Source organism: Pseudomonadota bacterium (genome assembly GCA_034189865.1).
Taxonomy (GTDB): Bacteria; Pseudomonadota; Gammaproteobacteria; order UBA5335; family UBA5335; genus JAXHTV01.
Map to the genome: position 1 here is coordinate 1 of JAXHTV010000048.1, position 11,481 is coordinate 11,481.

At 59.9% G+C, this 11,481-nt stretch carries 12 protein-coding genes; 5 read left to right on the forward strand and 7 right to left on the reverse strand.

Annotated elements, in window-relative coordinates; all coding sequences use genetic code 11:
• From SVU69_13275 to SVU69_13285, 3 genes are all read right to left on the reverse strand, one after another.
• A partial coding sequence (locus tag SVU69_13275; GenBank protein ID MDY6943969.1) for an efflux RND transporter permease subunit occupies positions 1-1,038 on the reverse strand: 1,038 nt, incomplete at its 3' end.
• Positions 1,038-2,075: an efflux RND transporter periplasmic adaptor subunit gene (locus SVU69_13280; protein MDY6943970.1), complete on the reverse strand. Its 1,038-nt coding sequence runs from the start codon at positions 2,073-2,075 to the stop codon at positions 1,038-1,040. The genes SVU69_13280 and SVU69_13275, both read right to left, overlap by 1 nt.
• Before the next feature lie 55 nt (positions 2,076-2,130).
• On the reverse strand, positions 2,131-3,555 hold the full coding sequence (locus SVU69_13285) for a deoxyribodipyrimidine photo-lyase (GenBank protein MDY6943971.1): 1,425 nt from the start codon (positions 3,553-3,555) through the stop codon (positions 2,131-2,133).
• A gap of 102 nt (positions 3,556-3,657) precedes the next feature.
• Here SVU69_13285 and SVU69_13290 point away from each other — a divergent pair, with 102 nt between their 5' ends.
• From SVU69_13290 to SVU69_13300, 3 genes are all read left to right on the forward strand, one after another.
• Positions 3,658-4,308, forward strand: coding sequence for a DUF2959 domain-containing protein (locus SVU69_13290; GenBank protein MDY6943972.1), 651 nt, complete (start codon positions 3,658-3,660; stop codon positions 4,306-4,308).
• 45 nt (positions 4,309-4,353) lie between these two features.
• Complete coding sequence (rimO, locus tag SVU69_13295; protein MDY6943973.1) at positions 4,354-5,679, forward strand: 30S ribosomal protein S12 methylthiotransferase RimO; 1,326 nt, start codon at positions 4,354-4,356, stop codon at positions 5,677-5,679.
• 149 nt (positions 5,680-5,828) lie between these two features.
• Positions 5,829-6,554: a flagellar brake protein gene (locus SVU69_13300; GenBank protein MDY6943974.1), complete on the forward strand. Its 726-nt coding sequence runs from the start codon at positions 5,829-5,831 to the stop codon at positions 6,552-6,554.
• Here SVU69_13300 and SVU69_13305 read toward each other — a convergent pair.
• Positions 6,539-6,982 (reverse strand): NUDIX domain-containing protein, encoded by a 444-nt coding sequence (locus SVU69_13305; GenBank protein ID MDY6943975.1) that lies wholly within the window; start codon positions 6,980-6,982, stop codon positions 6,539-6,541. The genes SVU69_13300 and SVU69_13305 overlap by 16 nt on opposite strands.
• A 74-nt stretch (positions 6,983-7,056) precedes the next feature.
• Positions 7,057-8,238 carry an endonuclease/exonuclease/phosphatase family protein gene (locus SVU69_13310; protein MDY6943976.1) on the reverse strand — a complete coding sequence of 394 codons (1,182 nt, stop codon included), beginning with the start codon at positions 8,236-8,238 and terminating at the stop codon, positions 7,057-7,059.
• A 201-nt stretch (positions 8,239-8,439) separates the two neighbouring features.
• On the opposite strand from SVU69_13310, the gene msrA reads away from it, so the two are divergent.
• Positions 8,440-9,078 (forward strand): peptide-methionine (S)-S-oxide reductase MsrA, encoded by a 639-nt coding sequence (msrA, locus tag SVU69_13315; GenBank protein ID MDY6943977.1) that lies wholly within the window; start codon positions 8,440-8,442, stop codon positions 9,076-9,078.
• Here msrA and SVU69_13320 read toward each other — a convergent pair.
• Positions 9,036-9,500 (reverse strand): RT0821/Lpp0805 family surface protein, encoded by a 465-nt coding sequence (locus tag SVU69_13320; GenBank protein ID MDY6943978.1) that lies wholly within the window; start codon positions 9,498-9,500, stop codon positions 9,036-9,038. The genes msrA and SVU69_13320 overlap by 43 nt on opposite strands.
• Positions 9,501-9,575: 75 nt before the next feature.
• Positions 9,576-10,259, reverse strand: coding sequence for an HAD family phosphatase (locus tag SVU69_13325; GenBank protein MDY6943979.1), 684 nt, complete (start codon positions 10,257-10,259; stop codon positions 9,576-9,578).
• A 159-nt stretch (positions 10,260-10,418) separates the two neighbouring features.
• Between SVU69_13325 and SVU69_13330 the strand changes: the two genes are divergently transcribed.
• Positions 10,419-11,481 (forward strand): alpha/beta fold hydrolase (locus SVU69_13330; protein MDY6943980.1); only part of this gene is annotated, 1,063 nt, incomplete at its 3' end.

An 11,481-nucleotide genomic window follows, 5' to 3' on the forward strand; every position in this document is an offset into this window, starting at 1 on the left:
GTTGCGGGTGATGCTGAGATGCACGCCGGCAGGGATGGCGATGTTTTCGAGGGCCGCGAGCTGGGCCTCGACCGCGCGGGTAATATCCACCGCGTTTTGTCCGGGTTGTTTGGCGATGGCTAAGGTGACGGCCGCCCGGCGTTGTCCGGGCGGCGCTTCGCCGTGGTAGCCAGGGCCGAAGCCCATGAACGCCGAGCGTTCCGGGATATCGGCGCCGCGCCGGACTTGCGCGACGTCGCGCAAGTAAACCGGACCGTCGCCGTGAACACCCACGACGAGGCTGGCGACTTCATCCACGGTGGAGAGAAAATCGCCCGCCTGTACGGCGATGGTGGTGTTGTTTTCGGTCACCCGGGTCTCGACGCCGGCCAAGTTGCTCACTTGCAGCGCCATCCGCAAACTGGCGAAGTCCAAACCAAAGCCCGCCAGCGCCACCGGGTCCACCTGGACGTGGACCACCCGATCCGGTCCCCCCACAGTGTAAATGTCTCGGGTACCGGGAATGCGTTTCAGCTCCACTTCCAGTTGATGGGCGATTTGCTGCAGTTCTAAAGCGCCCGTTTCGGGATCGTCCGACCACAGGGTCAGGGACATGACCGGGACATCGTCGATACCTTTGGGTTTAATCAAGGGCGGGCCGGCACCGAGGTCACCGGGTAGCCAATCCATATGGGACTGGATCTGGTTATACAGGCGGACCAGCACGTCTTTGCGCTTTTCGCCCACGGCAAACTGAACGGTGACCATGCCCATGCCGGAGCGGGACACCGAGTAGGTGTGTTCGACGCCGACGATTTCCGAAACCACCTGTTCCAGCGGTGTGGCAATTAGGTTCTCCACCTCCACCGCCGATGCGCCCGGATAGGGCACGAAGATATCGGCCATGGTGACGTCAATTTGCGGCTCTTCTTCCTTGGGTGTGATGGCGATGGCGAATAGGCCCATCAACATGCCCACCAGGGCCAGCAGCGGGGTGATTTCGGAAGCCTGGAAGGCGCGTGCGATACGGCCGGATAAGCCCAGTGGTGACCCTGACATCACTCGCTCCGCTGTTGATGGATTCTGGTCACCGTCTCATGCGGTTCCAGGCTGACCCGTTCACCCGCCGCGAGCCCGGCGAGAATTTCCACTTGGCCGCTGTAGACGGTACCCGGGCGCACTTGACGCAGCCGCGCCTGGCCCTGCGCATCAATGACATACACGGCGCGCAGCTCGCTTCGAGTGATCAAGGCGGCGCGGGGAACCATCAGCGCGCGTCGTTCCGCCGTGGGGACATACACTTTGACGAACATGCCGGGATAGAGGGTGTGGTCGTCTATCCCGTTCAGTTCCACGCGCATGCGGAAGGTGTGGCTATGCGGGTCCGCAAAGGGATAGAAAGTCAATTTTTCACTGCGTCTTTCGCTGCCGTCGGGTAGGGAAACGATGGCATAGGTTGCTTGCCGGGCCTGCTGGATCAAGCGTTGCGGGATCTCGGCCGTGACTCGCATCAGGTCGAGCGCCAAACCCGTTAACAGGGGTTGGCCGGGTTGTACTGCTTCGCCGACTTCGACGTGACGCTCCATCAGGATGCCGCCATAAGGCGCGATCACGCGGGTGTAAGAGAGCTGCCGTTCGGCTTGCGTCACCCCGGCTTTGGCCGCTGACAAACCGGCCTGGGCCGATTCAAAGGCCGCACGGGCCTTGTCCAGATTCGCTTTGGGTATCACCCGGTCTTTGTACAGATTCTGGGCCCGCTGATAATCCGTGCGGGTATCGGTGAGCGTGGTTCGTGCGCTGGCCAGACGGGCTTTGGCTTGCTCCAGCCGGGCGCGTTGTTCGGTGTCATCGATTTCCAGAATCAGCGCACCCTGTGGAACGTAGTCGTCCACTTCGGGATAGATGGCGGTGACCTGGCCGGCGGTTTGTGCCGAGACGGTGCTTTGTTTCACCGCCTCCAGCATGCCGTCGAATGCTTGGAGGATGGGCAGCGCTTGGTATTGAGCGACTGCCGTCGCGGATTGGGCGGCCCCTAGACCCGGGGTGACTAGCAGCCAGGCCAAGACCCAGAATTGAGTGAGTCGACTCGACGACATGATTCCTCCAGCGACATTGACGAAATGGGCCGCATTAAATTAGATAACTCTAATATTAGAGTATTCTCATTTTCTTGGCCAGAGATTTGTGATGGGGTCCGGCCGAGCGCCCGAAGCGATGAACCTTTGCCAGATATGCGGGCATATCGCATTTGCGTTTCAAGCCATTGGCATTCATATAGCGCACTTTGCCGAAAATCGCCCGCTCCGGCCACGGCCGGTCATGCTGGCCGAATATCCAGGCCACGTTGGCATAGCTGTTGGCCGACAAACCATCCAGAAAATAGCGGTTGTTCAGTTGCAGGCAGGCAGCAAAGGCATCTTCCGGCGTGGCCGACCACTCGAGAATTTTCTTGCCCCAGTACATGCGCATGTGATTATGCATGTAACCGGTGAGGATGGCTTCGCGCATCGCCGCGTTCCAATACTCATCGTGGGTCCGGGCGGTTTCCAGTTCGGCGATGTCGTAGGTGAACTCGCGCTGATCGGCCCGGTGATCGTCCAGCGTTGCCCGGGCCCAAGCGGGCAACGCGGAATACTTCCCGTAATCGGGCGTATACCACACGTAGTTGTGGGCCAGTTCGCGGCGGACGACGAGCTCCTCCAGAAAGCTTTGCCGGTCGTCGTCTTTCCCGGTGTTCGATTCCCGAACCGTGATCGCGATTTCCACCGGCGAGATCTGACCGTATTGCAGGTAAGCACTGAGCTGAGAGATGGCATCGAGATGGGGCTGATTGCGCCGATCCGCGTAGCCGGCCAAGGTTCCGCGGCTGAACCGGGCCAGGCGAGCCCGCGCCTGACGGGTGCCGCCGGAAAAAAAAGAAGGCACCGATGCGACCTGTCCGCTCATAGTCAGCCGCGTCAGAAGGGCATCGATATTCTCCAGTGACTCTCCCGGCAGATCGCTGGCGGTGTGGCGATGGGTGGGCTCTGCATCGGCTTCGCGAACCAAAAACGGTGTGAGGAGTCGGTTCAGCTTGGGACGCAGGGTGCGGGCGGCCACCTCGGCCTTGGTGCTGGCATGGTCCACCGGAACGATCGAGTCGGCGTCGACTTCGTAGACCGCGCACGCCGCTTGTTCGGCCAGCGCTTGTCGCCATCGGCGCAGCGGGGCCAGGTAGGCGCGATCACACACGATCAATGCCGCTCGTTGGCCAAGATCCCGCGCCACCTCCGGCGGCGGGCCGATGCGGCAGACGAAACCAATCCCGCGCGTGCGGAGCGATTCGGCTGTCTCCCGCAGGCCTTCCAGCATGAAGCGATAATGCCGCGCTTGCGCTTCGGGATAGTCGCCCATGAGTCCGAAGGCCACCACCACCGGTTTGCCCAGGTGATTGGCCCGCTCGACGGCGAAGTTCAACGCGGGGTTGAAAACAGCCCGTTGTGATTGCTGCATCCAGTAAAGAACATAATCGCCCGCCACCGCGGTTCGTCCGTTAAGCAGCTTGATGCGTTCCGGGTGAACCCAACACTGAACCATGGCTATTCCTTGAGTTCTCGGGTGAGCCGGCATTCGGGTGATCCCCGGCTCATGATAAGATCGCCAAGCCATTCTACGTGAAGCGAAAAGCGGGAGAAGTTCATGTTTCCAGGGGTCCACTTGGCGGCAGTGGTCGGTGCTGCGGTGCTACTGGCCGGATGCAACACAGTGTATTACGAAGCCATGGAATCGCTGGGGTACGAAAAGCGCGATTTGTTGGTCGGCGAGGTGGAAGATGCCCGCGATGCACAGGAAAAAGCCAAGGAGCAATTCGCCGACGCGTTGGAAGAGTTCACCGCGCTGACCGGATTCGAAGGCGGGGATCTGGAGCGGGTTTACCGGCGTTTGAATAAGGAGTATGAACGCAGCCTCGGGCGGGCGGAGGATGTGCGTGCCCGTATCACTGATGTGGAGCGGGTGGCGGAGGATTTATTTGCCGAGTGGTCCGCCGAGTTGAATGCTTACCAGGACCGGCGGCTGCGCGCCCGCAGCGAGCAGCAGTTGCGGCAGACCCGGGGCGAGTATGATCGCTTAATTGCCGCCATGCGCGCGGCCGCGGCCCGTATGACGCCGGTGTTGGAAACGCTGCAGGATCAGGTTTTGTATCTCAAGCACAATTTGAATGCGCGGGCCATTGCCTCGCTCGAAGGCGAAGTGGACAGCCTGGAGGGGCAGGTGCGGACCTTGATCGACGAGATGGAGGCCGCCATCGAAGAGGCCAATCGATTCATCAACGCCGTCGCGGCCGGTTGATGTCCGGTTCAATGTTCGATTTCGATATCAAAACGGAGTGCGTTTGTGTCTGAAGCCAAAGTCGGTTTCGTGAGTTTGGGTTGTCCCAAAGCGTTGGTGGACTCCGAACGTATCCTGACCCAGCTAAGAAGCGAAGGGTATGCCATCTCGCCGAGCTACCAAGATGCCGATGTGGTTGTGGTGAACACCTGTGGTTTTATCGATGAAGCGAAAGCCGAATCGCTGGATGCCATCGGGGAAGCGCTGCGGGAAAACGGCCGTGTCGTGGTCACCGGCTGTCTGGGCGCCCAGGCCGACGAGATTCGCCAGCGCCACCCGGGTGTGCTCGCCATCACCGGACCTCAGGCTTACGAGGAGGTGATGGGTGCCGTTCGCGCCCACACGCCCGTCCCGGCGCCGCACGATCCCTTCGTCGATTTGGTGCCGCCCCAGGGCGTGAAGCTGACGCCGCGTCACTACGCTTACTTGAAAATCTCCGAAGGCTGCAACCACCGTTGCAGCTTTTGCATTATCCCGTCCATGCGCGGTGACTTGGTCAGCCGGCCCATCCACCAGGTGTTGGAGGAAGCCAGCCGTCTGGTGGATGCCGGCGTTCGGGAGTTGTTGGTCATCTCCCAAGACACCAGTGCCTACGGGGTGGACGTGAAATACCGCACCGAATTCTGGAACGGCCGTCCTTTGAAAACCCGAATGCGCTCTTTGTGCGAAGCCTTGGGTGATTTGGGCGTGTGGGTGCGACTTCACTATGTGTACCCCTATCCGCATGTGGACGAGGTGATACCGCTGATGGCCGAGGGGCGAATCCTGCCGTACTTGGATATCCCTTTTCAGCATGCCAGCGGACGCATTCTGAAAGCCATGAAACGACCCGCGGCTTCGGAAAAAACCCTGGACCGGATTCAGCAATGGCGGCGTGAATGCCCGGATTTGACGATTCGCAGCACGTTTATCGTCGGCTTTCCGGGCGAGACCGAGTCGGATTTTGAGGAATTGTTGGATTTTCTCCAGCAGGCCCAGTTAGACCGTGTCGGTTGTTTCGCTTATTCGCCGGTGGACGGGGCAGCCGCCAACGCATTGCCGAATCCCGTGCCCGAAGTTGAAAAACAGGAGCGTCTTACGCGATTCATGGAATTGCAGGCCCAGATCAGTCATGAGCGCTTGCAGGCCAAAGTTGGTCGTGAAATTCAGGTATTGATCGATGAGCCGGCGGAAGGTGGCTATATTGCCCGTAGCGAAGGCGACGCGCCGGAGATCGATGGCTTGGTTTACGTGCGCTCCGCGCTGTCGCGGCATCCCGGCGAGTTGATCCGTGTCCGGGTTGAATCCGCCGACGAACACGATCTCTGGGTCGTGGATACAGCGTCGAGGTGATCCCGCTATATGCAATTTTACTGCCGAATTAAAAAAAACGCCGTAATTCCTTAAGTTGTGGTCTCGGTAAGCCGAAATAACCGTGGGATCTCCCGTTTTGCGACATGCGATACGTTCCGGTGTCGTCGCGGCGGGAGGCGAATCAATCCATGGTTTATAGCGAGGGCATCGTGACGGCAGCCGCAGCAGTGAGAGCACCCCAGGAAGAGGATCTTCTGCGTGTTCACCCCGGTGACGTTCTGCAATTGCAGATCGCCAACCGGGACGACGAGGAAGATTCCCGTTACTACGTTCGCGCCATCGGCTATGTGCCTAACCGCAGTATCATCGTCTCCGCACCCGTGAAGGACGGGAAAGCGGTTCGGCTGATCAACGGTTGTCCCTTGGTGGCGCGGGTACTGTCTGCCCACCATGTGCGGGGTTTCAACTGTATTGTCTTGTACTACGCCAAGCAGCCGTATCCCTACATGCACTTGAGCATTCCCGAGGCCCTGGAGGCGGTGAAGTTACGTCAGGCGCCGCGGGTTCAGGTCAGCTTGGTGGCGGCCGTACGTCACAATATCCAGGCCGGCCAGAAAATGACCTTGCCGGTTCGCATTGCGGATCTGAGCACCACCGGCGCGTCGTTAAGAACGCGCGCATCGTTGGGCCAGATTGGCGATGACCTGTCTTTGTCGGTGGAGCTGCCCGTTGCCGAATCCACCCATGTGTTGTCGGTTAACGCTCATGTTCAGGGGATTGATCCGCCCGACGCGGCCGGCGGGCCCGAGAGTGCGCTATGGCGAACCGGGATTCAGTTCGAGGATTTGAAGGCCGAAGAGAAGCTCAAGTTGCATGGCTTTGTTTTCGAACGGCTGTTCTATGGGAGTCGCTGATGATCGGCCACGAGCGCATGCGCCCAATCCAGAATGTCCCGAACACGCGCATTGAGCAAAACGCGCGCCCGTTCGTAGGGCAACCAGCGAAACTCATGATGTTCCGGTTGGCCCAGTTCCGGATTCACCGCTAAAACGACCGCTTTATCGGGTGATTCGGCCACATAATATCGCGCCACTTTGTTTTTACTGTAGGGGGGCGTTTCCCGGAATACGTCCCCCCAACGAAAAATCAGCCGCGACAAGCCGGTTTCCTCTTCGACTTCCCGTACTGCGGCAGCCAGCGGGGTTTCGTCCGGAGTGATCTCCCCTTTGGGAAAGTCCCAGTAGCGAAAACACCGAAGCAGTAGATACTGCGCCGGCTGGTCGGTTGCGATATGGACGACAACCACACCGGCTGAGCGGCGTCGTATAGGTATAGATGGCATCGGGCGAAGGCTCGCATGAAATCTGACGATCACCATGCCAGTCCCGGCCGGGATGTCAAGCGAGAGCCTATGGCTCAGTCGGTCGCACGCTCGTGCCAGCCCAGTTTCGGCCGCACGTCTACCCAAACCAACCGGTGATCGGAGCTGGGGAAGGGATACTCGCCCACCAAATCAAACAGCGGATTGTTTTCCGTCGGCCAAAATACCCCCGCGCGATGAGTCTTCAATTGATATGAAGGCAACACGTAATCCACCCGCAAGTTGCCCGGGGTGCCATCGGCGAAGTCGGCCGTGTCGAATGCCGAATCGGCCAGTTGAAGGGCATTAATCTCGCCTTGGCGGGCCGCGGCATCGGGTCCGCCTTCGCTGGCCGGTGTTTTTCGGGTGTTGATCTTTGGATGGTTCAATAACAGCCAGGCCGGACGGCCGGTACTGTCGCCGTCGAATGGATCGGCATTGAGGTCACCCATCACGACAAACGACGCGCCGGGTCGAAGACCGCCCCGTTTGCCGCTGTCATCGTAGACGTAACGCGAACGCAGCGGCGAGATGTAGTCCGCCCAAAAGCGGATTTCATCGTGATTTCTCAGGCCGTTACGATCTTCCGTGCCGTCGAAGACCGGCGGTGTCGGGTGACTGGCCAACACATGGACGATCCGGTTGTGAATCCGAATCGGTACATCCCAATGGCTCTTGGAGGACAAACGGACCGCTTCCAGCTCTGCGGACGAATACCAATCCAAGGGGGCGTCCGAGGTGGGGTCGTCCGGTAACAAGGCGCCGGGCATATCTTTCCACCGGAAGTTCTGGAACGTTCTCGCCTGGGTGTTTTCAATGGGGTATTTCGACAGCAACACCATGCCGAACTGCCCTGGAAAAAGCCCGAAGCCATAGTTGTCACCCGGCCCCGTCGTGTCGCCGTCATTGTCCAGATCAAACCCCGATGCCAAGCCGGTGTTGGAGGGCGCGACAAAGACATAGGGATAATCGATGGCGGCGGCGCCGTTCTGGGATCTGCCAAGATAATTTCGTTGGAACAGCTCGACTGCCAAGCCGTTCGGGTCGAAATCGAACTCGTTGATCAGCAGGACATCGGGCGCCGTGCGTTGGATGATTTCAGCCACTGCCTGAGCCTGGGCGTTGTCCGCCGTGGTCAAATCCGCGATCAATTCGCCGCTGGTGTTGCGATTGAGGGCAGCGTTGAAGGTCGCGAAGCGAACGGTATCCGAGGGAGCGGCGGATAAATCGAAAGCCATAAGCGCGAGGCTCACGCTGGCCATCTTCCAAAGCTTGAGGTGGCGCACGGTGATCGTCTCCTGCGGCGGGCTGAACATGGCCGTCAACTTAGACGCGTCGCGTGGCAACGTCGTGAGGGTTCCGTTGCATTCAGGTGACAGGGCACTTCTGCTAGATTGGACTGTCTCACAGCCAGTTAAACCGTGAGTTGGGAGGTCGCCGTGGGTTGGTTCGGGGAAAATAAACGCCGCCTGCCGAGCGCCGCAGAGGCGCTTCCGGGACGATCGTCACCGATGAAAGTGCCTTCGGCGCATTTCGTCAATGGGAATCCTTTGCAGCCGCCGTTTCCGGACGGTGTGCGCGGTGTGCAGTTCGCGATGGGTTGTTTCTGGGGCGCCGAGCGCGGATTCTGGCAGCTTCCGGGGGTGTATACGACCGCGGTGGGCTATGCCGGGGGCTTCACGCCCAATCCCACCTACGAAGAGGTATGTAGCGGACTGACAGGGCATACCGAGGTGGTGTTGGTGGTCTACCGGCCGGATGAGATCACGTTCGCGAAGCTTTTGACGGTATTTTGGGAATCCCATGACCCGACCCAGGGCCTGCGGCAGGGTAACGATGTGGGTACCCAGTATCGTTCGGCGATTTACTGTTCAACTGAGAGTGAGTTGGCTGAGGCTGTCGCCTCGCGCGAGCGGTATGCCGAGCGATTAGCCGCTGCCGGTTACGGTCCCATTACCACGGAAATCCGCCCGGCCACGGCGTTCTACTATGCCGAGGCTTATCACCAGCAGTACCTGGCAAAAAACCCTGGGGGTTATTGTGGTTTGGGAGGGACCGGCGTCGCCTGTTCGGGTTGATGCCCGCTCGCCTGGTTGGCGTTTGGCGGTGCCGATGAACTCGGTTTAGGCGATTTCGACGGGCGAGTCGTTGCGGCCCACTTCCAGGTGCCGGTGTCGTCTCGGCAAAAAACCTGGATCGACATGCCATGCCCTTTGCGCGCCCGGTTGATCAACTGAACGCGACGGCAGCGGTGGCCTTGTTCTTCATAGGTGCTGAGCGGGATGATATCCCCTTCGGCCCCCGTCGTGGGGTTCTGCCAGCTATACACTTCGCCGTCTTCGCCCTCTTTCAACGCGTCTTGCAGGGTTTGCTGCAACAAGGCGAAATCTTCCTCCGTGAACTGGGCGACCGGTGCATCGCGCAAAAAATTTAGCGGAATTCCAAGGGCGGCCTGCGGAATGACAAGCGTAAGAAGCAGAAATGGCCAAATGATACGCATGGCGGATTTTCCTTTTGAGCGTATTTCGGCGACGGCACCTTAAAGAATCAGTTCTGTGTCCACAGACCAATGCCATTACATACCGTCGCGTTCGTATATTCCAAGTTCATTGAGCCGTTGCCGCATCTCGCCGGGATCGGCGAATACCGCGATGGCGCCGCTGTGGGTCAGTTCGCTGTCGGCAAAGCCGCCGGTCAGGAGCCCCGCCGCTTGGGCGCCAGCAAGCCGGGCGGCGGTCATGTCCCAGGGGCTGTCGCCCACCACGACTGTGGTGCCGGGGGCGTGACCTAAGCGTTCTGCCGCGGTCATAAACAGCTCCGGCGCCGGTTTGGCCTGGGCGACGTCGTCGCCGGAGATAATGGGTACCTCGGAGGGCAACTCGAGCAATTTGAGGGAGCGCTCGGCTTCTTGGATGCGACTGCTGGTGGCAATGGCGAACGGATGTTGCATCGCGGTCAAGGCGGCCAGCAACGCCTTCGCGCCCGGCAGCGGTTGGACCCGCTCCTTGTAGGGTTGAAAATGGGCGCCATGAAGATCGATCAACCGGGATTCCCGCTCACGGCTCAGCGTCAGGCCGTTTTCCCGCAGCACGGATTGAACAAACAGCGCCGAGCCCATGCCGATTTTTCGATGGATTCGCCACAAGGGCAGATCAATGCCGTCCTCGTGAAAGGCGGCTTGCCAAGCCAGGACGTGGTAGTAAACGCTGTCGACTAAGCTGCCGTCCAGATCCAGAAGCAAGGGCGGAGCGAAGTTCAATATGACCTCCCGGTGGGAATATGCAATCGCTGTGGCGGTGGTCACCGCGCGGAGTGTGGGTCATCCTAATGGCTGTTCGCGGGAGTTGCCAGCGTCTGCCAGTATGACACTGAACTTGCGTGATCGTTGATGTGGATGACGCCAGTAAAGAGGGACGCCATGCAAACCGAGTCACGGACATTTACCACCCCGGAAGGCCATCGTCTGGCTGCCCGTTTGGATCTGCCCGATGGTGATGTCAAAGCGTTCGCTTTGTTCGCCCACTGTTTCACCTGCGGCAAGAATCTAAAATCGGCAACCCATTTAACGCGCGTATTGGCGCAACGGGGTATTGCCACGCTACGGTTCGATTTCACCGGACTGGGCGAGAGCGAGGGTGATTTCGCCGATACCGGATTCGCTTCCAATATTTCGGACGTGGTGGCGGCAGCCGCCTTTCTGGAGGCGGAATACCAGGCTCCCCAGCTGTTGATCGGTCACTCCTTGGGCGGTGCTGCGGTGCTTCAGGCGGCACAGCAGATCCCCTCGGCGCGGGCGGTGGTGACCTTGGGTGCGCCGAGTTGTCCCGATCATGTGTTGCATCTGTTGGACGGGGAACGGGAAACCATCGAGCGGGAGGGCAGGGCAGAGGTCCAGATCGGGGGGCGACGCGTAACGGTGGGTGCCCGTCTGGTGGAGGATCTTGGCGAGAGCCGGATGCGTGAGGTCATCCACAAACTGGGCCGCGCGTTGCTGATCCTGCACTCACCGTTCGATGAGGTGGTGGGGATTGACCACGCAACCCGGATTTTTACAGCCGCTTTGCACCCGAAGAGTTTCATCACCCTGGACCGGGCCGATCATTTGTTGACCGACCGGGCCGACGCCATCTACGCCGGCGAGGTGATCGCGGCGTGGGCGTCTCGCTATTTGGCGCCGACTGAAGAGGCGGAGCAACCGGCGGCGGACGAGGGTGAGGTTTTGGTCAGCACCGGCCGCGGCCATTACCGAACGGAAATCCAGACGCGACATCACCGCTTGGTTGCCGACGAGCCGACCGAGCTCGGTGGCACGGATGCGGGTCCAACGCCTTATGGCTATCTATTGGCGGCCTTGGGTGCGTGTACCTCCATTACGCTCAGAATGTATGCCGACCGCCGGAAATGGCCCTTGGAGGCGGTGAAGGTGCGGCTTCGTCACCGCAAAGTGCATTGCGAGGATTGCCTGGATCCCGATACCCGCG